The sequence below is a fragment of the Candidatus Thorarchaeota archaeon genome, assembly GCA_021498125.1.
GTDB lineage: Archaea > Asgardarchaeota > Thorarchaeia > Thorarchaeales > Thorarchaeaceae > B65-G9.
Genome location: JAIZWL010000001.1, coordinates 57218 through 82962, shown reverse-complemented (window position 1 = coordinate 82962; position 25745 = coordinate 57218). Strand labels below are relative to the sequence as shown.

Below are 25745 nucleotides of genomic sequence, written 5' to 3'. Positions count from 1 at the left end.
AGAATGAGTTGTGGTGCCCCGGCCGGGATTTGAACCCGGGTCATAGGATCGAAAGTCCTAGATGCTGGGCCGGACTACACTACCGGGGCTGTCAAAGTATGTTCTTCAATAGAGAACCACTTGAAAGGCACAAATGTGACGGGTTATTAACATTGCGCAGGGGGCCATGTTTAGAGAACAAGTTCAAGAGCCTCATCGTGGTCCTCCTTCGTATCAGTAGATTGTGAAGAACGGAGGGATTGGTGGGCATTGCTAACAGAACAACCTTCAGCTATTGCTTGAAGAAGAAACGAACGAAGATCACTCCGGTCAGGGAGTCCATTCAGTTCATGATTCTTGTAGACAAGAGTGGGAATCATCACAATGCCAAACACTTCAGCAAAATTAGTATAATAATCAATATTAATCTCACAGACAACTGGTGGATGCAAAAATCTCTTGGATTCCTCTTCGATCATGACCTTGACTGTATTACACCATGTACAGTGGTCCGAGGTGAATAGTAGTATCAGAGGGCATTGCTCCGTATCAGTTTTTACTTAGTCGTGGCGCCTCAATTTAAAGACCAATAATGTAAATACCAAATCATACTGAAATCTACCAAATGTATCACAAAAGTAACGCAGTCTTCGCAAGGTTAATATCACACTCACAATCAGTAAGGCACGAGCGAGCAAGTATCTTACAGTCTACTGTACGATTCACAGGGCCCGTAGCTCAGCTTGGTAGAGCGGCAGGCTCATAACCTGTTTGCCTTGCCATTATGGCGGGCAGGGAAACGGCCAGGGGTTCAAGTCCCCTCGGGCCCACTCTTTCTCAAAAGTCGAATCAGAAAGGTCTTATGCGTGAGGTCGAACTCGGAGGGAAGGCGAGTGTCTTGCAGATTCTGAGCGAAACAATAACTCTGGGGCTCTGGGCCAGTCTATTAGCAGGTAGCGCCACGGGCTTAGGAACAATCCCGGTCTTGTTTAATCGCGATTTTTCAAGAAAGGATCTTGATGTCATGCTCGGATTTGCAGGAGGTGTCATGCTTGCCGCTTCGGCATTCAGCCTTCTTGTACCAGCACTATCACATCCACTCGGTGGCGTCTGGGTAGTGGCCATTGGTTTCATCTGCGGCGGACTCTTTGTCCATCTTATAGACAGATACGTCCCTCATGAACATCTAATGAAAGGCCCGGAGGGCCCAAGTTCTACAATGTCAAGAACATGGCTACTGGTAATAGCCATCACCATCCATAATTTTCCGGAGGGCCTTGCGGTCGGTGTTGCATTTGGATCTGAGACCATTGGAACAGGTATGGCAATTGCTATTGCGATTGGTTTGCAAAACATTCCAGAGGGACTGGCAGTAGCGGCTCCTCTCGTCAGACAAGGCTACTCACGAAAAAAAGCAGCAGGAATAGGACTACTAACGGGACTGGTCGAACCGATAGGTGGAGCCGTTGGTGTTTCAGTGGTCACAATCGCTCAATTCCTTCTTCCCTATGGTCTGGCATTTGCAGCAGGCGCAATGATCTTTGTTGTCAGTGACGAGATGATTCCAGAGAGCCATAGTGGTGGCTTTGAGCGATATGCGACTATGGGTCTTATGATCGGTTTTTTGGTCATGATGATTTTAGACAACCTTTTCGGTTAGAGCCAACCACGTCAAAAGAAGTCTAGCGCAGCGCAACGTTAATATTGCATTCAAAAAACACACCTGATGGGCCGCCGTGGCTCAGTCGGTAGAGCGACAGCCTGTTAAGTTGTAATGCATTGCTTTACGCGATGCATGGCGACTGGTCGGAGGTTCGAGATGTGCGATAACTTCGATTGCACACGAAGACCCTCCCGGCGGCGCCATTTTATTCTTATTCTGCCTTGATTATTTCAAGTATATGTACAGACCGATAAGGCTGAAAAGGCGATAATACACAAAATGCTTCATGTCGCCGTACGATCATGAAAAGATTCCGATATCCGTCTGGTGTCCACTGATCCCACTAGACGAGTACGATCGTTTGAAGCAATATGAGAGGCATCTTGGAAGGATCAGCCAAGCGTACGATGACTGGTTGGCGTCTATGAGAGGCAAACCCTTCATTGGTACCGATTTAGGAGTCCTTCTTGACAGAATACGAATGTTGATGATCAATATTGGAGTAGCATGCGCTGATGATAGGCAGCTTGCAGAGACCTTTCAGTCAATTTTATCGAGCCGTCTCCGAAAAACGGCTCTCAAAATAGTTAAGACCCTCCCTGATGATAAAAGCAACCCACATATTAAACGCATACTCAAAAGATTCTTCGAAGAACTACGATTTACACGAGATATATCCCCATACGAAGAAATGGAGAAGGCTGTACAAGCGGATATGATGACTAACAAGGGGTCTAATCCAATATCAGGGATTCTCAGCAAGATACTTGCATTATTTCAGTCGCAACATAAAGAGAGTCAACCTCTCTCAGGGGAAGAACTTATTGAAAAGGCGCTAGTAGATAGTTCGAATGTGATGAAACGAATCTACATCAAGCTACTCAGTCCTGACCCTTGGGGGAACAATCTGCATTCATAAAGCATCAGCGATTCACACGAATCATTTTATCGCCCAGCCTCTGAAAAGACAATGTTGTTTCTTTAACGACATGCCAATCAGTGATGTATAGGGTCACATCAATCTGTGTTCCAGAAACCTCAAGCTCGATAAAGCTGGCGGCTTTCCGACCGCCCCGTCCACCAGTTGCGCCGGTAATAGTCCCAGGATTGATGAAGAGCCTATCGCGATGTAGATCGATAGAGGGAACATGTGTGTGGCCATGTACTGCCACATCAACATCAATGTTGAGAAGTATCTCCCATAACTGATCGAGGTTCCCACGTGGACGTAGTTGCGTCCCATGCAGAAGCAGAAAGTTTAGGTCCTCGATACGCACCTCATGATGAAATTCGTAATGAGAGCCAAAATCCATATTCCCCTGAACTATGTAACACTGTGGAAGAGGAGGCATAATTTCGCGCATCTCGGACTCTTCAACAAGGTCTCCTGTGACAAGAGCAAGATCGTAGGTGGTCGCGGCTATCCGACGAGCGAACGTATCAGGTATAGAATCCCTGCGAGTTGGGACATGAAGGTCTCCAAACACCAAGATCCGCTGCATTCTCATTCACCAATCACTTTCGCATAGTGGACAGGTTTTCAAGAATTTTCAGATAGACCTCTTTCTTTGGCCCTTTAGCAAGCTTGGACAACCGCTCAACAATTAGCTCGGGTGTGCTTCGAGCCAAATATCCAAACCTTGGAGTACGATCAACTATTAGTTCCAAATCCTCATTGAGACCCCTTGCCTCAATTCCATCGATGCGAACTGGAACTTTTGTGACTTCGGCAATTTCACGTGCAAGATGACTGCATATGACCGTGACACTGCGTTCGTCCTTATGAAGCATCTCCAGTAGGCCAGCAATTACATTTGCTGCACTTCCAGGCTCCGTGATGGCCTCGATTTCATCAAAGAGTGCAAGTTTAGATTTAGCAGAAACCGCAATATCGGCAAATTGACGCAGTGTTGTCTCAAAGGCACCAGCACTCACCATACCTCGACTCTTGTAGAAAAAGTAAATCTCTTCAAAAGGTCGCAAGTACGCCTTCTGAGCAGGAACTGGAAAACCAGCCTGGGCCAATGTCACTATTTGAGCAATCGTCTGAATTGTAGTAGTCTTACCACCACTATTTGCGCCTGAGAGGATTGCACAGTTCTCATTGTTGGTCCCATCGGGTTTGAAAGGTGTAGCACCTATACAATAATTGATGGGCTGCACCTGACCATGTTTCCCTTTGAGCATACTATGAACAAGAAAGACATTCCGAGCTCCAACAATCCCTATGCCAGAATAATCCAGCGAGATGTCCGGCGTATGCAGATCGTATGCCTGAGCAAAAAGACCAACAGTCAGAAAGAGATCAAACTCAAGAAGGGTCTGAACAGCTTGAGAAACTGTATTTTTCAAAGCATCAAGTTCGCGAGCCGTCTTTTTCATCAGACGAAACTGTTTCTCAGCAAACATACGACGAAGACGATCTTCGAGGGCGTTAATTTGCGTGGGAATCATCTTCACAGGGAGAGCAATCTCTTCACTGATGATACCTGTGGCCCAATCCGCCTCCCGCAGAGTCAATCCGAGCATCTTGACCAGCTTATCCTCGGCCTCTTGGACTGTGGTGGAGAAGGTCTCAACGATTTCTGCTGGGAGCATGTTACGTAATGCATCGCTCTCGGATCCATCAATATCAGCGGACTGAAGGATTGTGATAATTTGCTGGCCACCAAGTTTTACCTCGCTCTTTGCAATACGAGCCGTGATCTCATTATTTAGCCACGACTCTACCTCTGCAACAGCAGTTGGAAAGATCTTGACGGCTGCCCGTAGTCGATCAATCTCGGAGTCGATACCTGCCGCAATATTACCCGATTCGTCGAGGTTCTTCAAGGCCTCGCTCACACGAGTTAGATGTTCGAGATCAATCTTCTCAACGAACTTGCTAACAGAACCATTTAGGGGGAGCGATTGGAAGACCTCCGCAAGCTTGCAAGCAGCATCGATAACACGATAGTTACGAGAATAGAAACCAACTGTTCTCTCAGGAAGTATATCATCAATGCTCCAATCCTTCCCAAGTATCTCTACATTGTCAAACATTTCAAGCGATTCGTCATAGACCCCTAGAGGGGATATGTACAGGACCAAGTCAAATCCCTTAGCATAATCAACCCCACTCTCGCCTTCGGAGAGAACATATACAGGGCACCAACGATCCACTCCACTCGAAATAAGCTTGTCAAAGACCTTTTCGTCGTTAGTGATAATGACTCGGCCGTCTATTCGGCGAGGCTGTGCTTTTCTATAGAGTCCTCGAACGTGAGAGAGATGCTTTCGCAGTGCAGCTCGTTGATCCTCAGTCAAGTTTCGCGCCATTTCGGCAGCGTCTGCAAAATAGCGCTGCCTCTCAAGAATCACATCAAGCTTCTCCGGAGGAAGTGGAAAGTATAGCACCAGCTTGTCCCGGGTATAGCTGGTATTGGCATATTCTCGCATTATGTCGAGAACTGACTCGTATATCTTGCGAGCATCTTGGCTTCGAAGAAGCATATTCGCACTGGCACCAAATTGGGCCTCAAAGGCGCCCTTGACAATATTCACAGCCTGTTTGTTTCCAAGACCGGGTACTGCTGAAACAAGGTCTACTCGTGAGTCCAAGATCACCTTGAGCGCAACCGCCTCGTTACCGAAGTGATCAATGAGCGCTTTTCGTACCTTATCACCAACACCCGGAATGTCAGAGAGACATGTTATGCTCAATCCAAGGTTCCCCTTTCATCTCAGTGGTCTCTCCTCACAGACGAAACCCTAAAAACGTTGACTCTTGGTCACACCGAGCTAAAAGTCGGTTAGTAGCCACGGCGCAAATCAACAATATTCTCAGGAGTCTCTCCATGAATAAACCGCAAGACATTCTTTGCCACGAAGACTATCTGATCATTGACGATAGACTCCGAGTATGCAGCTCTATGCGGGGAGATGATCACATTATTGAGTTCATGGAAAGGAAAGCGAGACGGCCAACAACGGTTGTCATCACGGCTCTGTGGATAGATCCACCAGACATCAAGAGCAGCACCTGCAATCTGTTTCTCTTTCAATGCAGTAAACAAAGCCTCTTCGTTGACAATCTCTCCACGGGACACATTGACTAATAATGCAGTGGGCTTCATCCATGAGAGAAACTCCGCACTGACAAGGCCCCTACTCTCATTAGTGAGGGGCAACGTCAGAATAATGAAATCCGCCTCTCGAACAAGTGGCTCTATTTCAATGAACTTGACAACATCAGACGCGATCCCAGGAAATTTAGTAGTACCGCTTCGGGTCGCGGCTATGATCTTAACATCAAATGCTTGAAGGCGCCGAGCGACCTGCATCCCAATGTTGCCAAGACCTATAATCAGACACTTTTTGCCGCGTATCTCAATATTTGGTCTCGGGCCGCCATATCGATAAGTCCAATCGCCGGTACGAAAGGTCCGATCATTTACAACAATATTCTTCGCAAGTGCAAAAAGTAACGTGATCGTATATTCAGCAACCTCTTCTGCATTCAGGTGCGCATTACAGACAATGATATCTCCTCGTTGTAGTACTGCATCACGGTCTATCTTGTCTACACCAGCTCCAAAGGTCTGAATCATCCGAAGACCATGTGCCTTTAGGATGTATTCGCGGGGAACACTCCCCGAGAGTATAGCCACTGCATCGGGATGCTTGAGCAAGGATTCTACATCTCGATCTGTCTGTACTGCGATTGCTTCATCACCTAATATCTCTTGTATTGCATCAACTACATCAGACTTGTAAGGAACAAGGACTTTCGGCCGCATGAGTCTCACCAAGATACTACTCGATATTTAACCAACAGTCCGGAAAAGAAGTTGTGGTCGGGGCGACTGTTCGCCGCCCCTCTCTGAAACTAGTAGGATCTTGCAACGTAGACAATATTCTGAGCCTTTTTCCCACAGACAACACAGACGCCTTCGGGGGTCTCCTCAACATCAATACGAGTACCACGGACATCGCCACCTGTCTGCGCCTTCAATTCATCCGCACAGCCGAGTCCCTCCATCTCTGTTGTGCAGAAGGGGACACGTGCGATCTTCCCTCGATCCATAGCGTCTCGAATCTCGCCGATACTGTTTGCATCAACAACAAGCCCCTCAAACTTGGCCTCGGCCTGTTCACGCAAGGTCTTGTCGATATCAGCCCCAAGATCTTTGATGCTTGTCACTATCGAGTCAAGTGAAACATTCTGCTTCTTCAATGTGTCACGCCTGAACAGAACTACTGTCTTCTTGCTCACTTCACGCCCACCAATCTCCACTCGAATGGGAACACCCTTCATCTCCCAGAAGTTAAACTTCCAACCCGGAGTTGCATCTGTAGCATCAAAATGTACACGTAGCCCGGCATCACGAAGCGTCTGTTCCACATTCTTGCAGTACTCAAGGACTACCTGCTCATTATCGCCCTTGAAGATGGGGACAATAACGACTTGATAGGGCGCAAGGGCGAAGGGCAACCTGAGACCCTTGTCATCACCATGAACCGATATTAGGGCACCATATATTCGTGAGACCGCAGGCCCATAACAGGTCTGGTAAGCATACACCATCTCGTTATTCTCATCGACGTATTTGATGTCAAAGGCCTTTGCAAAATGATCCCCGAGATCATGAGTGGACGGAAGCTGGATGACCTTCCCATCAGGCATTAGAGTATCAGCCGCATAGGTATTCACACCACCAGGAAACTTGTCCCACTGTGTCCGCTGAAATACCATGACAGGAATCCCAAACTTGTCGGTCACCACTTCCTTTGTGGTCTCAAGATCTTCTTTGACCTGAGCCAATCCGTCTTCGTGCGTAGCAAAGACATTATGGCTCTCAATCCAGAGAAACTCACGCCCTCTCAAGAAGGGGCGGGTGCTCTTCACTTCAGATCTGAAGACCGAGCATCGTTGATATCGCTTCAGTGGCAAATCACGCCAACTTCGAACCCAGAGTGAGTACATTGGATAGATTGCGGTCTCACTTGTGGGTCTCAATGCCAATTTTTCTTCGAGTTCTTCACCAGAACCGATTTCACTGATCCAGAATACTTGGGGAGTAAACCCTTCAACATGTTCGGCCTCTTTTGTCAAGTTGCTCTCAGGAATGACTGTAGGAAACAACATTGGGAGGTGACCCTTTCGCTGGAGAGCCTCTTCATAGAGATCGAACATGATGTTCATGGTCATCACACTCCAAGGGAGAAAAGGAGTGAAGCCCTTGACTCCGTATCGGATGTCCGCCAGTTCAGCCACTTTACAGATTTCTCCGAACCACTCGGGAAAATTCTGTTCCTTGCTAATGTCAAAGATGGCCTTCTTGCTGTCTTTCTGTTTATCACTGGTCATTCTAGTTAAAACCTCCAAAACAATTAGTAGACGGTGAACTGGCTAGGACCCTCGCTAGAAGTCTACTCGTAAAATGGAACGCATTCACCTAGCATAAGCATTCACCACACGTTTTTTCAGGAGTTGCTTATTTAAATCCTACCGTAGCGTTAGGAAACTAAACACCGCCATCTGCGGACAGATACGGGCTCAGCGTTTGAGTGTGACCTTGCCAATAGCCCGCATCCTCTCATCCAAGCCATAGCGCTTTATCAATTCAACTACTCCCGGAGGAACCAGAGGCTGCCATTCGCCACCTTCTCGAATAAGATCACGCACATGTTTGCCCGAGTGGGTGTCACGACTCAATAGGTGGGTCTCACCCACTTCAAAACCAGCATCGATGAAAAGCTTGCGCACAAGAGGATTATGGGTATAGGCCTTCTCAAAATAGGGAACAAAACTTTTGAGATGTGCAACCCAGAGTGGGTGGATGTGGATATCCGGAACGGGTACTATATCAATTCGATCGAGAGGAAGACCCTCATCGAGTAATGCCCTCTTGATGAGCATGATCCGTTCACCACCACTAAATGGATTATCAGGTGTGTGTGAGTATTGAGCACTCCCAACTGCAATCACAAGTTCTTCACCTGAATCTATAATCTGCTTGATTGTAGAGAGATGGCCATTGTGAATTGGCTGAAATCGACCAACAAATACTGCACGCATTTCTGCTCGATATGTATACAGCGAGAATGCTTGATAAGGCTTCTCAAATATCGTTAAGCAACGGGATTATCTTGACTGAAGATAATAAGAACCTCAGTCAAGAAGCAGTGCTCGGCGGTAGTCTACTATGATTGAGATTGATGGCTCATATGGAGAAGGCGGCGGCCAGATTTTACGCACAGCGGTATCGTTGTCAGCATTTACTCTTAAAACAGTCAGAATCTATAATATTCGATCAGGCCGCCCGAAACCGGGCCTCAAACGGCAACATATAGCGGGAATCGAACTTACCGGACATCTTGTCAATGCGGAAATATCCGGCCTTCACGAAGGAAGCACCGAGGTCATATTTCAGCCACGTGAACGAAGGGGTGGACTATTCAAATACGACATAAGAACAGCCGGGGCCATCTCGTTAGTGCTTCAAGCGGTCCTTCCTGCGGCAATTTTGGCCCCTGATAAGATCACTCTTCAAATTAAGGGAGGGACTGATGTGTCATGGAGCCCGCCAATCGATTATATGAGAGAGGTGTTTATCCCGGCAATCACTCGCCTAGGAGCACAGGTGACGATCAAACAACTTAGACGAGGGCATTATCCAAGAGGCGGAGGGGAAGTCACCTGTGAAGTGAATCCTGTAGACAGGATAACGCCATTCAAAGAGAATACCTTTGGAGAGATAGAATATGTAAGGGGCATCTCTCATTGCGTAAGACTTCCCGCACATGTTGCAGAACGACAGGCCAAAGCAGCTGAGAGCACTCTTAGAGCAAGAGGGTTTGAGCCGATCAAAATTGAAGTTGAGCATTATCCCAAAGAGAATGATCCTCACCGTGGACCTGGAAGTGGTATTGTCCTGTGGGCCGAATCAGATAGAGGAAATCGGATAGGCGCGGATGCTCTTGGTACGCGAGGAAAGAGTGCAGAATCAGTTGGGAAAGAGGCGGCAAACAATCTATCACAACAGATTAAGACAGGTATGCCAGTGGACGCACATCTAGCAGACATGCTAGTACCATATTTGGCACTGGCACCAGGAGAGAGCAAAATTGGTGTGACCGAGATAACATCGCATCTTGAAACTAATATTTGGGTCACCGAGAGGTTCTTGAGAATAAAGACACGCCTTACAAGGAACAATGATGGCTCAGGCACTCTTGTCATTAGTAATCAGGCATCAGGGAGTATCCGATGAAACAGAGGCCACCGGTTCTTCGCCTTCTTCGGAGTCATCAAAGTCGATCTCATCCAGAGCCAAGTGGATCAGATTCTCAACACCCTTTCCGTCTAATGCAATGACCTCTACTGCATCGGGAACTTTCACACGGGCCTCATCCAGCCGTTCTGGTGGCGTGATATCCACTTTGTTGAAGACTGGAAAGAGCGGATTAAGCGGGAACATCCGCTGAACTTCATGATACAGATTGATCTGCTCATCCATACTCCAACCACAGGCCTCAGAGGGGTCAAACATGAAGATAATAACATGAGCAAGATACTTGAGAGCTGCAATGGCTGCGCGTTCGATATCATTACGCTCACTCATCGGGCGATCAAGAATACCAGGCGTATCTACTACCTGAACACGTTTGTCGCCCACAAAGAGGTGACCCACAATCACATTCTTGGTTGTAAATGGATAATATGCAATCTCCGGTTCGGCGGTGGAAACCGCTCGCACAAAGGTGGATTTCCCAACATTTGGAAAACCAGCGCAGACAATTGTGGGGGTATTAGGGCTAATTCCAGGCAATTTGGAGAGAGTCATCTTGGCCTCTATAATTGTATCAAAGTTCTTGGCCGTCGCGCGTAAGAGTGATGCAATACGGCCCTTGGCTGCACTTCGAGACCGCTTGATCTGGCGGTAGTCTTCAGATAGTTTCATTGCCTCAATGTGATTATTCGTGATACTGTCAATTGGCCCGATACAATTATAGACTGCACCCAATGCCTGCTTCAGCTTGTCGATACCAATAAGGAGCCGAGTAAGTTCAAAGTAGAACGGATGAACATGATCAAGAGATGGAAATTCCTCCACTGCCTCTTTAATCTTAATCTTGACTTGGCGAGTAAATTCTTGTAGCCGTGCAATCTCTCGAATACGGACCCGCTCAAGTTTAGGGATCATGCGCGAGCTCTTCATGCTCAACCGTTTCGAACGTGAGTGGGCATATTCAATAATTTCCTCTGCCCGCATTATTGTCGGTAGATTTGCAAATGGATTGAGCCAGCGCATTTTTTACCAAGCCTCATTTGAATAATACGATTATGAGCCATCTTGTAGTGCTATGTAAAGTTTTTAAAAAGGACGGAATGACCTTATTCTGAGAACCTTATTAAAATGGAGGCCGAACTCATGTCATTTCCTACAGGAGCAACAGTTGTCGGAATCAAATGTAAAGATGGAGCAATAGTCGCTACAGACTCACTCATCAGTTGGGGAACATTCATTCTCAGCGAAGAAGGAGTAAAGGCCTTCAAACTCACGGATCGAATTGTTCTTGCCTCCGCAGGATTGTCGTCGGACTATCAGATGCTTGTCAATAGACTCCGAGCACAGATCAAATTGTATGAACTTCATGAAAAGAAACCGATCAGTGTAAAGACGCTCTCAAAGATGGTTGCTAATACATTGTATGCTCAAAGAATGGCACCACTCTACGTTCAGACTGTGATTGTGGGCGTAGATGAACAGGGGTCAGGCCTATACACACTTGATATGGGAGGATCATTGATTCCAGACAATTATACTGCGACAGGAACCGGAGTTCAGACTGCTTATGGTGTATTAGAGAGAGAGTACAAAGAGGGTCTCACTGTTGCTGCAGCTGAAAAGATTGCGATAGCAGCAGTACAGGCAGGAATCGCCAGAGATGCACAGTCCGGTGGAAAGATCCACCTTATGATCGTCACAGCTGATGGTGTCACCGAAAAGACGATCAATTAGATGAAAGCGAGTGCGTGAAGTGGAAGTCAGAACATTACTCTTCAGATTCCACCAGCAGTCTCGATACAGCATAGCGGCTCTCACAGGTGCAATCGAAATAGATCAAAGGCTCGAGGAATTAGAAATCCATGCCCCTCTTGAACTCTCTGATACATTAATTGCAGACTCACTTGAGAAGGGAGATGTAATAATTGCACACTCGGTGATGAGTACTCAGCTTAAACGAGTTATAGATGAGTGCAAACATATTCGAGATATCTTTGGAAAGAGAGTTCTTCTCGTAGCTGGTGGGCCACACGCAAGTGCAAGACCAAGAGAACTTCTGAAAATAGGATTTGACTATGTAGTAATTGGTGAGGGAGAGAGAACATTCCCCGAGCTGCTCTACCGTCTTATGAATGGAAAAGACCCATCAGGAATAGACGGGCTGGTCACCGAAACAACGACCAACATTCCCAGTCCAAGTGAGAGAGAGAGGATTATTCTTGACGAATTCCCACCTTTTGCACTGAAACACAACCTTCTAGGACCTATAGAGGTCACAAGAGGCTGCCCATTTAGATGCAAATTTTGCAGTACGCCATTTCTCTCAGGAGGAATAGTACGCCATCGATCTATAGAGAACATCGTGCATTGGTTAAACCGTGCGGTGAACGAGAGAGGCTTCAAACGTACATGGTTTCTCTCACCAAATGCTCTGAGTTATGGTGGGAGGGGTGGAAGAGCAGAACCTGAGAGACTGGAAAAATTACTTCAGAGAACGACAGCAATAGAGGGCCTTGAAGAAGTATTTTTTGGGGCATTTCCGTCAGAGGTCAGACCCGAGTTTGTCAGTAACAATATACTTCGTATGATGAGAGAATACGTTGCAAATCACACACTTCAGATTGGAATTCAATCTGGGAGCGACCGAGTTTTAGAGATCAGTAACCGGCATCATTCTGTTGAAGATGGCCTTAATGCTGCAAACATAGCACTTGCCAATGGATTTACACCGCATGTTGACATGATCTTTGGACTTCCCGGAGAAACAATTGCTGATAGACAGGCCAGCCTGAAGCTCTGTTATCAGCTGATAGATATGGGGGCAAAAATCCATGCGCATGTCTTCATGCCGCTTCCCGGAAGCGTTTTTGAAAATGAGAAACCAGGCATTCTTGATCAGGAAACCAGACGGCAATTAGGTGATTTAGCAAGACGCCATTTATTGACAGGATCGTGGAGTCACCAAGAACTACTTGGAAAAGAACTTGCAAGTAAAGAGGACATGTCTAAACGCTGATAAGACGCAACACAATGGACTAAATGAGGTAACCTTGACACGCACAATGCCGATTAAACTCAGAAGCAAGCTCGAGCGACAGGGCTATCATTTGTTAGGGGAGAGAGGCGCATTCAAGGCATGCCAATGGCAACACAAGAGCTTGCTTGAGGGCAAAGTATGCTACAAACAACGGTTCTATGGCATAGAGTCACATCGATGCCTCCAGATGACCCCTGTAGTCGATAAGTGTACGCAGCAATGTAGATTTTGCTGGCGTGTCACTCCGGCAGACATTGGGATTAGATGGGACCAGCTAACTGTCACCAGAGAGGAGGTCATGGAACCAGCAGATCTACTTGATGCAACATTAATGGCCAATCTAAGGTCGCTTGGGGGATACAATCCACAGATACGACCAGAGGTATCAAAACAAAAGTATGATGAGGCCCGTGATCCAAAACATGTAGCAATATCACTGGCAGGTGAACCAACCCTCTACCCCATGCTAAGTGAGTTCATCGAGGAAATACACAGCAGAGGGATGACATCATTTCTTGTGACGAATGGCACCCAACCACAGGTCTTGAAAGATTTGACACCACCAACACAGTTGTACATAACACTTGCAGCTCCAACAGAGGACATCTATCGAAGACTTTGTCATCCTATGCGAAAGGGGCAATGGCAACAGCTCATGCAATCGGAGGAATTGCTCAGGTCACTGTCATGTAGAACCGCAAACCGCCTCACAATGGTTCAGGGATATAATATGCATCATGCACGGGAATATGCCAAGATCATTCTCACAGGTGAACCCGATTTTATTGAGGTAAAAGGGTATATGCATATAGGCTCCTCAAGAAGGCGTCTTAGTCAAGAGAATGCACCGTCTCATAGAGAGGTAAGAGGATTCGCTGAAAAAATAGCAGCACTCACAGGCTACTATATTAAAGACGAACAGATTGAGAGCCGAGTAGTATTATTGTCGCGAAGCAAACATGTAGAGATGATAAAATAAAACAGGCGATTAGAATGGGACTGGGTGAAATATTAGAAGAAGTACGTAAAGAGATAGAAACAGATGATGCGATCAGAGAGGCTGTTCTTCCAAGGGCCCGAGAGGCTGTAAGGAAATGCGGATCCTCTATCAAGGAGTCTCATCGAGGGAATTTCGAACGTGCGGAACAATTACTAAAAGAGGCACATTCGATTATCAGTGAGGCAATTACTCAACTTGAAGGAAGCGACTATCTTTCTAAATCAAGGGTCTTTGATACTGCGTATCAGGAACTTGCAGAGGCTGCAAACGTTCTCTCATTGCTTCGCGATGGCAAATTTACTGAGCCTCAAATCTATGCAATTCCTTCACGGTCATATCTGACAGGATTGGCGGATACAATTGGGGAATTGCGACGGGCGATTCTGAATCGTATTCGTTCTGACGATCTTGATAGTGCTGAAAATTTGCTCACGTACATGGAAGATATCTTTGATGAACTACATGGTTTTGACTTTCCTAATGCATTAATCCCAGACCTGCGTAGGAAGTGTGATGTTGGCAGAGGATTAATTGAGAGGACAAGAGGGGATCTGACAATGGCACTACACCAGACAAAGCTTGCTAAACAACTTCAACGATTCGATGAGAGACTGACGGAGTGAATATGATGGTTTCACCTGAGATGTGGTTCACATTATTTGCAATAGCAAGAAAAGGAGCCCTTCATAGAAGTAAGATAATGACCACTCGTGAGCTGGGAGAGATCTTAGGGGTCAGTCAACAAACCGCTTCCAGAAGAATTTCCGATTGTGTAAACTCTGGTTATATAAGCAGGATTCACGCGGCCAATGGAATGATCCTGCGCCTCACAGAACTTGGTCGAAAAGAACTCAAAAGTGTATACGATGATCTTGAGACAGCATTCACCTTGCATACTGAAGATTTGGTAATCATCGAGGGAATTGTGACAACAGGAATTGGTGAGGGGGCATATTATGTGGATATCTACGCCGAGAGATTCGAAGAGGCTCTGGGCTTCAAACCATATCCCGGAACTCTAAATGTAAAGGTCATTGATGACGAGTCCCGAAAGGCCGTTAATGCAATGCGTAGAAGCCCACCACTGGTAGTCACAGGATTTCAATTTGAGGGGAGAACCTTTGGGGATGTCACCTGTTACAGAGTTAAAGTAAATGATCAGGTCGATGCCGCCGTAGTTGTAGCTCAGAGAACTCATCACACACCAGACATTCTTGAGATAATTGCCCCGGTCAATCTACGTGAAGACTATGGTCTGTCAGATGGCTCTGAAGTGACCTTGACTGTAATTCCACTTCATCGCGCATAAACACAATCGACAAAACTCTGGAATATGCGGTGTCAACAACAAATACCGAAACAGTTCCAATCGCGGAAAATAGATGATTTATGCTGAGTGACAATAGTACTCAAAGATAGTCTCCAAACTTGCCAGTCAGTGGTACAAAGGCAACACCACCCCAACGATGGCGATGTATATTTGAGTCCAAATCTTTCTCAAGAATCATGAGTTCTTGATAGAAACCCGGAAACCCCTCAGGGATAAGCATGATACCACCCGGTGTAAGCTGTTCAATTAATGGTGGTGGAGTCTTTGGCGCTGCCGCAGTCACAAGGATTCTATCAAAGGGCGACTCTGCAGGTAGGCCGAGTCCACCATCACCATGAAGCAATGTGACACGATCAAGATATCCTGCGCGCTCAAGGTTGCTTCGAGCAAAATCGACGAGCGATTCAACAATCTCAAGTGTATAGACATGACCAGGTGCCTGAGAACCTGTAGGCGCAATGATTTCCGCACATAATGCTGCGTGATAACCAGAACCAGCACCCACCTCAAGAATACGATGACCTTCAGCCAATTTCAGCTGTTCACACATGATTGCACACATGTGAGGGGCTGAAATCGTCTGCCCATTCAATATCGGAAGGGGTGTATCACGATATGCGGAACGCCGAAGATCAGGGCGCACAAACTCTTCACGTGGAACCATCCGAAACGCACGTTCTACAGAAGAACTCCGAATATATCCCATGCTTTTGAGATGGTGGATCAGCCGTTCCTTTTCTTCGTCAAGTGCGTGGTCGTTCATGCGTATCATTGAAGCAATTGGAGGAGGATTGATAAAAGCGTTGAGTGCCACGTTAAGGACATGGAACAAATAGAATTCCAAGCCAGAGGCCATAGGAATATTCGGGGGACTCATAAGACAACAATTGAGATCACACGAGAAACCTCACTAACACCACAAGGCGACTGCATCATAGGAGTTGGAGCCACACTTGCACTAAGGGATATACCTAGAACAATCACAACTATTGCAAGCGAACCCAGCACAATCATTAGACTCGAGCTTGATGTCAACGGACTGAAAGAAACTATAGAAGGGCAAGGTGGTAAGGGACTAGTTTATACCAATCCAATTTGCATGGTAGCACGCAAAAGTAGCTATGTATGTGGGAGAACTCTGATGATCAATGCGGATCGAGCGGCAATTGATCTCGATAGAGAATTTATCGAGACTCTAAGAGACCCAAATATCATCATTCAGTGTAAGATCATATTTACTCAATAATGATGTCAATGACCATCTGATATTCGTACGGGGCACTATCACGCACTCGCCGTATAGCAGGAACATCCCGTATCTCTCGACCCGACCTGGAAACAAGGCCCTCTATTTTTTCACGAATGGTCCGTTCGGGGTCTTCCCCCCCAATAAAATCGTAATAGTGTATCACACCGCCCGATTTTACTGCGCGACATGCTGCTGAAACAAAATTAGCCGCTCCAGAAGGGTGGTTCATGATCACACGGTCTACATTGTAGTGGAGATTTTCTTGAACATATTCCATTGCATCCCCGACTACAGGTTCGATGGTCCCAACGAGCTGGTTGAGGGCCATACTCTTACGTAGTAGAGCAATAGCGTCAGGGTTGATATCGACTGCAATCACATGAGCGGGTTTAATACGCGCAATATGTAGAGCAAACGGACCAACTCCTGTGAACATATCTAGGACGGTCTCATTGTCTTTGACCTGTGTTGCAATACGGTGATGTTCCTCTAGTAACCGAGGACTAAAGTATGCGCGGGCCAAATCAACGACTATCCGACAACCATATTCTGTATGGATCGTATGAGTCTTGGGCTCCCCTGAGAGAACATCATACTCGCGTGTGCGTATCAGACCTGTAATGGCCCCACGCTTTGCTAGAACGGTTGCGAAGTTAGGATGGACTTGATGAAATGCACGACCAATCTCAGATTTGAATGAGTCAAGTTCCTCGGGGATTTCCAATACTGCAATGTCACCAATCAGATCATAGGCTCGTGGAATAAGTTCGATTTGTTCGGGAGCAAGAATACCATCTAATGCTTCAGCTAAAGTCCTAGGACCTGAATGAATAGGAGCAAACTCACAAAGACCAGTTTCCACCTCGATTTCAAGAAGTGCTTGTAATTCCTCAGCGGCGACCTCATGACTAAGAGGGAGAAAGAGTAATCCATTCTCATTTCGAATCTTGAAATCCACATCAAGCAGTCCTGCTGCAAGAAGCCGTTTTCGAACCTTTTCGCCAAGCGGAATTGGGATACATACATAGGGTCTCGTGAATGACATCAATACGAGAGAGTAGTGGGATACTCTATGACTGTTGCGATTCGGTATATACTATGTCAAGTGTAAAAATTCCTGGCCAACTCCGTTTTTGGTACCAATCATAAGTTGATACTCACAGAGATCAAGATCGTCTGTTTTGGAGATTTGTTGAAGACTCCCGGTGATACTGACCTGATCACCTGTACGAACCACCCCCCGAAATGCCCCATTATAGATCATTACACGTGTCACACGACGCCCATTGATCTCGGGAACTGGCTCAGACTCGCCAGATATGATTGATGGGAGAAACAGGCCAAACGTGTTATCGTCCACCTGCATTCGTGTAGTTATGGGATGAGAAACGACTGTACGGTAAGATTCAGAACCATACGGAATAGGGGTCTCATCTGGTCGCAGGATTGGCATAGGTGTGATTCGAAAACGGTCGTAGCAGATGGTTCGGCGTCGTTGAAACATACGACTGATATCGGATACCTCAAGTGAGGGAATTCGTTCATGCAATCGCTCGGAGGAGAGAGCCCAGTCAGAAGCAGTGCATAACCGAAAATCAGGATGATCTGTAAGTGTTTCAAATTCGTTTTGAAGACGCCATGCATTTCGCAGGCCATACACGTTGATGTTCACATCTGACAATCTGGGCGAGTGCGCACGCCAAGATATACTTCCGGTTACTCCAAGATCGGCAATGTCTATTCCAAGATGATCATGTATTGCCTCAGCCACTAACTTGACAGTCCCTTCCAATGAGTCCGAGGGGCCATACTCCATAATCTCCCGTAACCGGTCTTCTGGTGAGAAATAGTACGCAATCTCATTCATTGGAACCTCAGGAAGCACAGTCCCGAGATGTGGATCATGCACCAGATAATGCTCAGGAAGCTCGGCAATTCCGGTCAATACAGATGCCACACCACCAGTGAATACACGCCGATATCGTTGGCCACCTGACACCCAGTTCCCGTTTGGATCTGGCACGTATTTCAGATAAGATATAACTCGTTGAAATGGCTGAATATGTCCAACTGTAACAAAGATTCTCTTCATGTTGTCCTGAAAGACATCACGATCCCGAAGACGCGCCGGTAACCTTTCCAAGTCCAACGTTGGTACTCCTTTTAAGTCTCAAAATGAACATCAGGAAGAAAAGAACATAGTCATAATCAGTCATTCGTCTGCCAATAGGAACACAGATACTCTACGGTTCATCAACACAGACACAGGGGGACTTTCCACATCGAGAACAGACATTGTTGTATTTAGACAGTAGAGCAGAACCAAGGTCAATGTCAAGCAAATTGGCAAGTGAACAGAGCCACGCAAAGACATCAGCAGCCTCACCGACAAGTTCGGTCCGAGAGGCCTTAGACATGATAGCATCGCTCAGCTCGGCCAGCTCTTGAAAGGTACGAAGGATCGTGCGGTCAATCCCACGCGCCTTATCACGCTCAAAGTAGATTCGCCTCATCATATCCTGAGCGTCTTTGATCTCCATAAATTAGCCTCCATGGGAGTAGGGGGCAAAGTCAAATGCCCCCTATCAAAATCATAGAAATCTGAGATGCTTGTAAGCGGGGGTCTCAGTGTCATAGGCGTAGTGAACATGCTGATAGTCCTTCCGGAATTCAGCAACATCCGCAGCGACCTTTTTCACATCTTCCTCTTTCATGACAACCCTGGTCATGAACTCAGCAATTGTATCCATCTCAGACTCGTTCATTCCAAGACGGGTCATCTCACTAACACCAAGGCGAATCCCACCAGGTGCAAGATAATTACGACCTCTCTTCTTGTCCCAAGGAAGCAGATTCCTGTTGATGATAATGTTGGCTTTTTCGAGCTCTTCTTCAACTCTGCGCCCATCTTTCATGGGGGACTCGGAAACATCAACAAGGATCTGGTGCGAGCGAGTGAATCCCTTATCGGCTGCAATGACATGCCAACCACGTTCATGCAATGCCTGGCCTAGTGCTCGGGCATTCTTGAGAATCTGTTCGGTATAATCTTCACCGAACTCTATCATCTCTGCAAGTGCAACAGCCAGACCTGCCACATTGTGAAGGTGATGGTTACTCAAGAGACCGGGGAAGGCGGCCTTCTTAATTGCAGGCGCGAACTCCTCTTTTGAGAGGACAATACCATGTTGTGGGCCGGGCATGGTCTTGTGCGTGCTTGCAGTCATGACCTCTGCGCCCTCTCTCAAAGGATCCTGAAACTTGTTAGCAGCAATGAGTCCTGAAACATGGGCTGAATCATAGCCAATATGCATTCCGTATTCGTCGGCGATCTCACGGAACTCTTTTACCGGATGGGGGAATAGAAATACACTGCCACCGAAGAGCAGAAACTTTACTTCTTTCCCATCATCGAACAGAGAACGAATCTTCTTGATACTTGCATCAATATCGATGTTGAAGGTCTCCTCATCAAACACGTAGTTCTGAACCTTGTGACCTCGGACTGCTCCTGCGGTCCCTCCAAGATTCCCTCGTGCGTGAGAGATATGACCACCATGAGCAATGGACAGTGCCATCATTCGATCAGTGGGTTTCATGAAAGCAGTGTACATGATCAAGTTGGCAACAACACCCGATACAGGTCGTACATCTGCAAACTCAGCCCTGAAGAGCTTCTTCGCAAGGTCCATGGTGATGAACTCTACCTCATCAATGTACGTGCACCCTGCATAGACACGTTCACCAGGCCAGCCTTCTGCATACCGATCACGAAAATCAGAGACAATGGCAGATCGGACGGCGGGAGATGAGATGTTCTCAGATGCAATGAGATTGATCGTCTTTTGCATCCATTCATCATGTTGCTCAAGAAGCCCAAACACTTTATCATACAATTCTTTATGGTCGCTCACATTTGACACTCCCAGTTACTGGGCTATCGACACGACCTCCGCTATGTCCATCTTCGTTATATGAGTTATGTCATCACTGCATCAGTCGATGGAGAGTTGCAAACAGACCATGGACTGGAAAATATCATACGACAGCGAACAAATAGGACATGCCACATTGCTACAGCAAACAGCATTCTATCGTTCAAATGCTGCACTCTTGCGGTACTACAAAGATAGATGCACCGAATGAATTATCCCTTCTGAACCTCGACCTTCTTCAGTCGCAGGCCTTTGCCCTGAATTGTGTAACCGCATTCTTTACACTTGTACTTCAGTACCGTCTTCTTTGTGGTCTTTGCAAATCGTTTCTGGATAGGCTTCGGGAATGATCCGTATCCACGAGTCTTACGTGCCATCCGTCGTGCACCCTGAGCCATTGAGCGGTCCTTTCCCTTCTTGTATACACTTACCGTGTGAACGGTATATCCCCTGCACTTCGGACAGTATTTGTTGACCGTACTGCTCATCTTCATTGTTATTCACCACTTAGGGGCGCTCTCTCCGACTTGTTTCGCCTTATAATCCTTCGGGATTAGCTCATCATCCGGAAGCCTGTCGGCATCCCCTGTGAGAGATAAATCAACATGGGGGAAATCCCTGACACAAGTCATCTGGGCCTCATTGATGGCGATATGTTCTTTGAACACACATCATTAGCAGATGAATCGCAGCATTCGTCTTAAGACATATGTTACGGTTGTGTTCCTAAAACGGATACAATGTGAGAGTCATACAGATTATATCAGTACTCGCACTACACGAACAGTGTGTCGCTTCAGAGAATGGCAATTAGTGCTCTCTTATTGATCATTGTGTTGAACAGCTTCAGTTCATATGCTGCTGCTTGCACGATATTTTCGGCCTCAAACGGGGAAACAACACTTGTTGCAAATAATGAAGACTGGAGCCACACTAACTTTAGCATCCTTTTTTATCCAAAGAACAGCCAAGGTCACGGCTATGCTGCGTTTACGCACTCTGAGCATTTTGAAGACATCCGTACAGGAATGAATGATCAAGGTGTGTTCATAGGTAGTACGTTGGTTCCCCCCTCCAACGTGACGCCAGATCCAGATATACCGTATCTGAATCGGGATTTGTTTAGGTATGTTCTCCGAACTTGCGCCTCTGTCAACGATTCGATTGATCTGTTCATGCAATACAATATCGCGGACGTGTGGGAGTGGCAAATCCTTGTGGCTGATAGGTTTGGTGAGTCCGTCGTGATCGTCGCTGGGCCGGATAAAACTATACAATATATCCGGAAAAATGCAACATACCAACTAATCACAAACGGAAATATCGCCTATCCTGAACTCGGACAGAGCAGTTCCTCTGTACAGAGATATCATCAGGCAAAGGTGCTGTTGGAACAGATAGGATCCAACATCACTATTGCTAACGCGCGGGATGTACTGGATGCTGCCCGGTCGGTCTATACTGCGTTCTCTTGCGTTTACGATCTTGTGAATCGTGACCTCTATGTCTACTTCAACCACAATTTCTCAAAAGAAGTAGTGCTCCATCTTGATAATGAACTTAAGAAAGGTTGGCATTCATTCGTCTTGCGTGATCTTTTCCGCTCAACTACTACCACAAACCTCACTGAAACCTTATCACTCACTGTTACAGAAACTTCAACATAGCAGGCGGGCTCGGCATCAATCATTCTACCAATGATTGTGGCATTCTCTATCCTTCTCTTCGCCCTCGTCGGTCTCCTTACCATCTTCCGCAAATCTCAGAAATCCCAATCGTAATCTTAGACCACCATTGTGGGACGAGCGTTTCACCTATGTTATGGTTTCATAGATAAAATATGACCCCATACGGTCGCTGCAACCAAAATCGCCGCGAATACGACCACAATCGTCGGACTGACCTTTATCCCGGGTGTTTCATCTTCGAAGAATCTAACCAGCCCGGCGCCACCACTTGGAAGGCGTCCCGAATCACCAGATTTACCCTTTCTTTTTTTAGCAGTCTTAGGCAACGATTTTCATCTCCAAATTACAGGAAGTATCTGACGAAGCATACGACAAATACAAACCGAAGTCTACTATTAACAGTTAAAATCCTTTCTAAATTCATGGCTATGTCCCACTCGCGCAAGCAGGAAAGAGTAAGGATCAAAGAACGATGATAGATTCATAGAGAGGCAGGGAGTCGGCAGTGTGGATCATGAACGTTGGCAGTCGGGGCAAATGCCTCTGATCTCAAAAGTCTGAGAGGTTATTTTGAAACCGGTCTTAGACTCAATATCAGAGGCCAGCGTAGAAAGAGGAGGGGCCTCAAAATCTTCGATTTTGCCACAGCGTTCGCATATGAGATTGATATGAGGGCGAGTCTCGGGATCATAGTGGGTAGTTCCATCGCCATCAACAAACTCAGAGGCGAGGCCAATCTCTTCGAACAGATGGAGAGTCTTATAGACTGTAGCAAGACTGATAGAAGGATCGGATTGGATGGCATAGGAGTGAACATCAGCAACGGTGGGATGAGAGCGGGACTTCCACATGGCCTCATAGATGATAATTCTCTGGGGGGTGGCGCGTTTACCAGTCTTTCTGATGCGGTCGGCGATTTCATGTCTTGACGATATCATGGCAGTGTCACATAATCATAAGGCTAAATAAAACTATTCTTAGTTACAATTGAAGAGTAATAGATAACAATACTTAAATAAGAATGATTATTCATTATGTTAACTCCCTCTAGAAAGAGATCCGACAGGGAGATCAGAAACAAGGTGAGAAATATGGAAACGCAAGAGATGGAAAAGCGGATGCTTCTAATTGGTGAAAAAGTACCTGATTTTGAAACAAACACTACACATGGTCACATCAAATTTTCAGAGTGGGCTAAGGGCAGCTGGGTGATTTTATTCTCCCATCCGGCAGACTTCACACCTGTATGCACGACCGAATTTATGGCCTTCGCAGATATTTTTGACGAGTTGAAAAAGCGTAATGTGAAATTGATAGGCCTCAGTATCGACAGCATTTATTCACACATTGCATGGACACGAGCGATCAAGGAGAAGCTTGGAAAAGAGATACCATTCCCGATCATTGAAGATCTGAGCATGAACGTTGCCAAAAAGTATGGCATGATACATCCGGCACAGAGTTCCACAGCGGCAGTGCGTGCGGTCTTCTTCATCGATCCGGAATTCAAGCTTCGAGCACTCATCTACTATCCGCTCAGCAACGGCCGGAACATGGCGGAGATACTTCGGGCCATTGATGCATTCCAGACCTCAGACAAGCATGGCGTGGCGACCCCTGCCAATTGGCAACCGGGCGATGATGTGATCGTACCACCTCCGGGCACGGTCGATGAGGCCAAGAAACGTCTTGAAGAGGGCTATGATTGCGCAGACTGGTTCTTCTGTAAGAAGAAGATCTAGACGCGAAGAAGATCAATACTGACAAGCAACAGACTGAACTAAGTATAGTGTGGGCGATTATTTGTATCCCATACTATTACGTCTATTTTTATTATAATTCGGGATGTAAAGAGGATATACCATAGTTTTACTCAGTAGAGTTTCAGCTCTACGGCAGTAAAAAATGGCGGGCTCGGCGGGATTTGAACCCGCGACCAGACCTCTGTCCGTCGAAGTGAGCGGACATACAAGTTAAGAGCCTGTCGCTGTAGGTGACCTTCGCACAAGGCGAGATGTCTATACCTGGCTTAGCCACGAGCCCATTTGAACACAATCAGGAAGTGACCGAATGACTCAGCCTCAGAGTTGCAATATAATGATTTTGGTGTTGCGCAAAAAAAGAATGATCGTATCTACAACACGAATCGCACAAATCACTCGAATTGAATAAGATATACGGGCATACCGTCTGCAATACAGGAAACTCGAAATAAAATGAATACAGCAATATATTCACCTTCAGTTAAGAGAGCTGTAGAGATAGAGTTATAATACAACACCAATCTGAGAGAGAAAGACCCACCGGTGGGCCTCTTTCTCTTTGTAGAGGCATGACTGACGAGTATAATAACAGCGGTGATAGTGTTGACCAAAAAGGAAATAGTAGAACAGCCTAACTCTCGATTTCTCAAGGTGAAGTGTCTGGACTGCGAGAATGAACAGATCATCTTCGGCCACGCATCGACTGTAGTAAAATGCCTTAAGTGTGGGAAAGTCCTAGCACGACCCGCAGGCGGTAAGGCACAGCTCGAACCTACAGCACGAATAATCGAAGAGCTGTTGTGATCGCAACTGACGACGACTTAAGTGATGGAGATAAACCAAGATGGTCCGGAAACGTGCAGAATGGCCTCAGCCAGACGAATACGTCGTGGCTGTAGCAACAAAGGTGGCGCCTTATGGAGCATATGTCACCCTTCCAGAGTATGGGGACAAAGAGGGCTTCATTCACATCTCGGAGATAAGCAGCACGTGGGTAAGGAACATCAGGAATCATATTCACGAGGGTGCAAGAGTCATTGCCAAGGTATTACAGGTAGATGCCCAAAAACGACACATTGATTGTTCGTTGCGAAGAGTCTCAACAGAAGCAAAGAGAAAGAAGAACAACGAATGGAAAAGATCACAGAAGGCAGAAAAACTACTCGAGTTTATCGCCAAAGACAACAATATGTCTTTAGAAGAGGCGTACGAAAAGGTCGGGTGGCCACTAGAAGATACCTTTGGCGAACTCTATAGGGGTCTGGAAAAAGCAGCTGATGGAGGCATGGAAGCCCTAGCAGATGTGGATATTCCAAAAGACCTCAAAGAACAGCTCGTCGAGCTGGCAAAAGCCCGGATTGAAATTCCCTCAGTCGAGATTGATGGTGAATTGACCATTACAGTCCCCGGTCCAGAGGGAGTGAATGTAATTAAGAAGGCACTCACTGAAGGGCTCACACTGGGCCAAAAGTATGAGAAGTCAACTGTAGAGATCTATACACTGGGTGCTCCAAGATATAAACTCAGAATTGTCAGTCCAGATTACAAGGAGGCCGAAGATATACTTTCAGTAATTCTGGAAACCGTTAGCAAGAGCGTTGAAAGCGACGGGGGCACATTCAAGTTTTCACGAAAGTAGGCGACATAGATGACCTTGCTCTTGAAATGCGCACACTGTAAAGAATACACACTTGATGAAAAACGTTGCCCGTATTGTGGTGGAGAAGTATATAGTCCACTTCCAGCAAAATTCAGCCCTCAAGACAAGTATGGTGCGTATAGACGCGAGGCAAAGAGAAAGGCAAGACAACATCAACATGATTGATGG

The 25745-nt window shown here is 46.4% G+C and carries 29 protein-coding genes and 4 tRNA genes; 16 read left to right on the top strand and 17 right to left on the bottom strand.

The annotated features are described in order from the left end of the window. Positions 1-11: 11 nt before the first annotated feature. Positions 12-89 (bottom strand) — tRNA-Glu (locus tag K9W43_00465). An 81-nt stretch (positions 90-170) separates the two neighbouring features. After that, the gene (locus K9W43_00460) at positions 171-509 is read right to left on the bottom strand and encodes a hypothetical protein (GenBank protein MCF2135693.1); all 339 of its coding nucleotides are present in this window, start codon (positions 507-509) and stop codon (positions 171-173) included. Between the two features lie 197 nt (positions 510-706). On the opposite strand from K9W43_00460, the gene K9W43_00455 reads away from it, so the two are divergent. From K9W43_00455 to K9W43_00440, 4 genes are all read left to right on the top strand, one after another. Beyond that, positions 707-809 (top strand) — tRNA-Ile (locus tag K9W43_00455). A 32-nt stretch (positions 810-841) separates the two neighbouring features. Next, entirely contained in the window at positions 842-1639 is a 798-nt protein-coding gene (locus K9W43_00450; GenBank protein ID MCF2135692.1) for a ZIP family metal transporter, read from the top strand. A gap of 70 nt (positions 1640-1709) precedes the next feature. Next, a tRNA-Asn gene (locus K9W43_00445) sits at positions 1710-1845 on the top strand. Positions 1846-1928: 83 nt separating this feature from the next. Next, on the top strand, positions 1929-2561 hold the full coding sequence (locus K9W43_00440; GenBank protein ID MCF2135691.1) for a hypothetical protein: 633 nt from the start codon (positions 1929-1931) through the stop codon (positions 2559-2561). Between the two features lie 4 nt (positions 2562-2565). Here the strand turns inward: K9W43_00440 and K9W43_00435 are convergent, their stop codons facing one another. The 5 genes from K9W43_00435 to K9W43_00415 all read right to left on the bottom strand — a co-directional run bounded on the left by K9W43_00435 (position 2566) and on the right by K9W43_00415 (position 8702). Next, positions 2566-3144: a YfcE family phosphodiesterase gene (locus tag K9W43_00435; GenBank protein MCF2135690.1), complete on the bottom strand. Its 579-nt coding sequence runs from the start codon at positions 3142-3144 to the stop codon at positions 2566-2568. A gap of 13 nt (positions 3145-3157) precedes the next feature. Beyond that, positions 3158-5344 (bottom strand): hypothetical protein, encoded by a 2187-nt coding sequence (locus K9W43_00430; GenBank protein ID MCF2135689.1) that lies wholly within the window; start codon positions 5342-5344, stop codon positions 3158-3160. An 89-nt stretch (positions 5345-5433) separates the two neighbouring features. Continuing rightward, positions 5434-6420, bottom strand: coding sequence for a 2-hydroxyacid dehydrogenase (locus K9W43_00425; GenBank protein ID MCF2135688.1), 987 nt, complete (start codon positions 6418-6420; stop codon positions 5434-5436). A gap of 89 nt (positions 6421-6509) precedes the next feature. Next, positions 6510-7991 carry a proline--tRNA ligase gene (gene proS / locus K9W43_00420; GenBank protein MCF2135687.1) on the bottom strand — a complete coding sequence of 494 codons (1482 nt, stop codon included), beginning with the start codon at positions 7989-7991 and terminating at the stop codon, positions 6510-6512. A 189-nt stretch (positions 7992-8180) separates the two neighbouring features. Further along, the gene (locus K9W43_00415; GenBank protein ID MCF2135686.1) at positions 8181-8702 is read right to left on the bottom strand and encodes a nicotinamide-nucleotide adenylyltransferase; all 522 of its coding nucleotides are present in this window, start codon (positions 8700-8702) and stop codon (positions 8181-8183) included. A 127-nt stretch (positions 8703-8829) separates the two neighbouring features. Here K9W43_00415 and K9W43_00410 point away from each other — a divergent pair, with 127 nt between their 5' ends. Beyond that, the gene (locus K9W43_00410) at positions 8830-9897 is read left to right on the top strand and encodes an RNA 3'-terminal phosphate cyclase (GenBank protein MCF2135685.1); all 1068 of its coding nucleotides are present in this window, start codon (positions 8830-8832) and stop codon (positions 9895-9897) included. Here the strand turns inward: K9W43_00410 and K9W43_00405 are convergent. Continuing rightward, positions 9880-10938 (bottom strand): 50S ribosome-binding GTPase, encoded by a 1059-nt coding sequence (locus K9W43_00405; GenBank protein MCF2135684.1) that lies wholly within the window; start codon positions 10936-10938, stop codon positions 9880-9882. The genes K9W43_00410 and K9W43_00405 overlap by 18 nt on opposite strands. 120 nt (positions 10939-11058) lie before the next feature. Between K9W43_00405 and K9W43_00400 the strand changes: the two genes are divergently transcribed. The 5 genes from K9W43_00400 to K9W43_00380 are packed head-to-tail and all read left to right on the top strand — an operon-like array spanning position 11059 to position 15261. Further along, complete coding sequence (locus tag K9W43_00400; GenBank protein ID MCF2135683.1) at positions 11059-11649, top strand: proteasome subunit beta; 591 nt, start codon at positions 11059-11061, stop codon at positions 11647-11649. 10 nt (positions 11650-11659) lie between these two features. After that, complete coding sequence (locus K9W43_00395; protein ID MCF2135682.1) at positions 11660-12931, top strand: TIGR04013 family B12-binding domain/radical SAM domain-containing protein; 1272 nt, start codon at positions 11660-11662, stop codon at positions 12929-12931. 34 nt (positions 12932-12965) lie between these two features. Further along, positions 12966-13931: a 4-demethylwyosine synthase TYW1 gene (gene twy1 / locus K9W43_00390; GenBank protein MCF2135681.1), complete on the top strand. Its 966-nt coding sequence runs from the start codon at positions 12966-12968 to the stop codon at positions 13929-13931. Between the two features lie 14 nt (positions 13932-13945). After that, entirely contained in the window at positions 13946-14575 is a 630-nt protein-coding gene (locus tag K9W43_00385; GenBank protein ID MCF2135680.1) for a haloacid dehalogenase, read from the top strand. A 2-nt stretch (positions 14576-14577) separates the two neighbouring features. After that, positions 14578-15261, top strand: coding sequence for a CTP-dependent riboflavin kinase (locus tag K9W43_00380; protein ID MCF2135679.1), 684 nt, complete (start codon positions 14578-14580; stop codon positions 15259-15261). A 100-nt stretch (positions 15262-15361) separates the two neighbouring features. On the opposite strand, the gene K9W43_00375 is transcribed toward K9W43_00380, so the two are convergent. Then, positions 15362-16045, bottom strand: coding sequence for a protein-L-isoaspartate(D-aspartate) O-methyltransferase (locus K9W43_00375; GenBank protein ID MCF2135678.1), 684 nt, complete (start codon positions 16043-16045; stop codon positions 15362-15364). Positions 16046-16105: 60 nt separating this feature from the next. Between K9W43_00375 and K9W43_00370 the strand changes: the two genes are divergently transcribed. Further along, positions 16106-16528, top strand: coding sequence for a DUF371 domain-containing protein (locus tag K9W43_00370; GenBank protein MCF2135677.1), 423 nt, complete (start codon positions 16106-16108; stop codon positions 16526-16528). Here K9W43_00370 and K9W43_00365 read toward each other — a convergent pair. The 5 genes from K9W43_00365 to K9W43_00345 form a co-directional block, all read right to left on the bottom strand. Next, entirely contained in the window at positions 16518-17576 is a 1059-nt protein-coding gene (locus K9W43_00365) for a class I SAM-dependent methyltransferase family protein (protein MCF2135676.1), read from the bottom strand. The genes K9W43_00370 and K9W43_00365 overlap by 11 nt on opposite strands. A gap of 51 nt (positions 17577-17627) precedes the next feature. Further along, complete coding sequence (locus tag K9W43_00360; protein ID MCF2135675.1) at positions 17628-18680, bottom strand: hypothetical protein; 1053 nt, start codon at positions 18678-18680, stop codon at positions 17628-17630. A 94-nt stretch (positions 18681-18774) separates the two neighbouring features. After that, a complete protein-coding gene (locus tag K9W43_00355) occupies positions 18775-19071 on the bottom strand; it encodes a nucleotide pyrophosphohydrolase (GenBank protein MCF2135674.1) in 297 nt (98 codons plus the stop codon). 51 nt (positions 19072-19122) lie between these two features. Then, a complete protein-coding gene (locus K9W43_00350; GenBank protein MCF2135673.1) occupies positions 19123-20454 on the bottom strand; it encodes a serine hydroxymethyltransferase in 1332 nt (443 codons plus the stop codon). A gap of 224 nt (positions 20455-20678) precedes the next feature. Then, positions 20679-20960 carry a 50S ribosomal protein L44e gene (locus tag K9W43_00345; GenBank protein MCF2135672.1) on the bottom strand — a complete coding sequence of 94 codons (282 nt, stop codon included), beginning with the start codon at positions 20958-20960 and terminating at the stop codon, positions 20679-20681. A gap of 294 nt (positions 20961-21254) precedes the next feature. On the opposite strand from K9W43_00345, the gene K9W43_00340 reads away from it, so the two are divergent. Further along, a complete protein-coding gene (locus K9W43_00340; protein MCF2135671.1) occupies positions 21255-22133 on the top strand; it encodes a carcinine hydrolase/isopenicillin-N N-acyltransferase family protein in 879 nt (292 codons plus the stop codon). Between the two features lie 152 nt (positions 22134-22285). Here K9W43_00340 and K9W43_00335 read toward each other — a convergent pair whose 3' ends face one another. Beyond that, entirely contained in the window at positions 22286-22480 is a 195-nt protein-coding gene (locus tag K9W43_00335; protein MCF2135670.1) for a preprotein translocase subunit Sec61beta, read from the bottom strand. A gap of 186 nt (positions 22481-22666) precedes the next feature. Further along, positions 22667-23092 (bottom strand): transcriptional repressor, encoded by a 426-nt coding sequence (locus K9W43_00330; protein ID MCF2135669.1) that lies wholly within the window; start codon positions 23090-23092, stop codon positions 22667-22669. 153 nt (positions 23093-23245) lie between these two features. On the opposite strand from K9W43_00330, the gene K9W43_00325 reads away from it, so the two are divergent. Then, positions 23246-23896, top strand: a complete 651-nt coding sequence (locus K9W43_00325) for a peroxiredoxin (GenBank protein MCF2135668.1) — start codon at positions 23246-23248, stop codon at positions 23894-23896. A 164-nt stretch (positions 23897-24060) separates the two neighbouring features. On the opposite strand, the gene K9W43_00320 is transcribed toward K9W43_00325, so the two are convergent. Beyond that, positions 24061-24197 (bottom strand) — tRNA-Lys (locus tag K9W43_00320). A gap of 320 nt (positions 24198-24517) precedes the next feature. Between K9W43_00320 and K9W43_00315 the strand changes: the two genes are divergently transcribed. Genes K9W43_00315 through K9W43_00305 form a run of 3 tightly spaced genes read left to right on the top strand, consistent with a single transcriptional unit; the run spans position 24518 to position 25742 of the window. Next, positions 24518-24721, top strand: coding sequence for a 30S ribosomal protein S27e (locus K9W43_00315; protein MCF2135667.1), 204 nt, complete (start codon positions 24518-24520; stop codon positions 24719-24721). A 40-nt stretch (positions 24722-24761) separates the two neighbouring features. After that, positions 24762-25556 (top strand): translation initiation factor IF-2 subunit alpha, encoded by a 795-nt coding sequence (locus tag K9W43_00310; GenBank protein MCF2135666.1) that lies wholly within the window; start codon positions 24762-24764, stop codon positions 25554-25556. 9 nt (positions 25557-25565) lie between these two features. Then, positions 25566-25742, top strand: a complete 177-nt coding sequence (locus K9W43_00305; protein ID MCF2135665.1) for an RNA-protein complex protein Nop10 — start codon at positions 25566-25568, stop codon at positions 25740-25742. Positions 25743-25745: the final 3 nt, after the last annotated feature.

Excerpts from the sequence above, each read along its gene's own strand:
- K9W43_00450 (MCF2135692.1), top strand. The coding sequence starts at position 842 with ATGCGTGAGGTCGAACTCGGAGGGAAGGCGAGTGTCTTGCAGATTCTG.
- K9W43_00440 (MCF2135691.1), top strand. The coding sequence starts at position 1,929 with ATGTCGCCGTACGATCATGAAAAGATTCCGATATCCGTCTGGTGTCCA.
- K9W43_00435 (MCF2135690.1), bottom strand. The coding sequence starts at position 3,144 with ATGCAGCGGATCTTGGTGTTTGGAGACCTTCATGTCCCAACTCGCAGG.
- K9W43_00425 (MCF2135688.1), bottom strand. The coding sequence starts at position 6,420 with ATGCGGCCGAAAGTCCTTGTTCCTTACAAGTCTGATGTAGTTGATGCA.
- proS (MCF2135687.1), bottom strand. The coding sequence starts at position 7,991 with ATGACCAGTGATAAACAGAAAGACAGCAAGAAGGCCATCTTTGACATT.
- K9W43_00415 (MCF2135686.1), bottom strand. The coding sequence starts at position 8,702 with ATGCGTGCAGTATTTGTTGGTCGATTTCAGCCAATTCACAATGGCCAT.
- K9W43_00410 (MCF2135685.1), top strand. The coding sequence starts at position 8,830 with ATGATTGAGATTGATGGCTCATATGGAGAAGGCGGCGGCCAGATTTTA.
- K9W43_00405 (MCF2135684.1), bottom strand. The coding sequence starts at position 10,938 with ATGCGCTGGCTCAATCCATTTGCAAATCTACCGACAATAATGCGGGCA.
- K9W43_00400 (MCF2135683.1), top strand. The coding sequence starts at position 11,059 with ATGTCATTTCCTACAGGAGCAACAGTTGTCGGAATCAAATGTAAAGAT.
- K9W43_00385 (MCF2135680.1), top strand. The coding sequence starts at position 13,946 with ATGGGACTGGGTGAAATATTAGAAGAAGTACGTAAAGAGATAGAAACA.
- K9W43_00380 (MCF2135679.1), top strand. The coding sequence starts at position 14,578 with ATGATGGTTTCACCTGAGATGTGGTTCACATTATTTGCAATAGCAAGA.
- K9W43_00375 (MCF2135678.1), bottom strand. The coding sequence starts at position 16,045 with ATGAACGACCACGCACTTGACGAAGAAAAGGAACGGCTGATCCACCAT.
- K9W43_00370 (MCF2135677.1), top strand. The coding sequence starts at position 16,106 with ATGGAACAAATAGAATTCCAAGCCAGAGGCCATAGGAATATTCGGGGG.
- K9W43_00365 (MCF2135676.1), bottom strand. The coding sequence starts at position 17,576 with ATGTCATTCACGAGACCCTATGTATGTATCCCAATTCCGCTTGGCGAA.
- K9W43_00355 (MCF2135674.1), bottom strand. The coding sequence starts at position 19,071 with ATGGAGATCAAAGACGCTCAGGATATGATGAGGCGAATCTACTTTGAG.
- K9W43_00345 (MCF2135672.1), bottom strand. The coding sequence starts at position 20,960 with ATGAAGATGAGCAGTACGGTCAACAAATACTGTCCGAAGTGCAGGGGA.
- K9W43_00330 (MCF2135669.1), bottom strand. The coding sequence starts at position 23,092 with ATGATATCGTCAAGACATGAAATCGCCGACCGCATCAGAAAGACTGGT.
- K9W43_00325 (MCF2135668.1), top strand. The coding sequence starts at position 23,246 with ATGGAAACGCAAGAGATGGAAAAGCGGATGCTTCTAATTGGTGAAAAA.
- K9W43_00310 (MCF2135666.1), top strand. The coding sequence starts at position 24,762 with ATGGTCCGGAAACGTGCAGAATGGCCTCAGCCAGACGAATACGTCGTG.
- K9W43_00305 (MCF2135665.1), top strand. The coding sequence starts at position 25,566 with ATGACCTTGCTCTTGAAATGCGCACACTGTAAAGAATACACACTTGAT.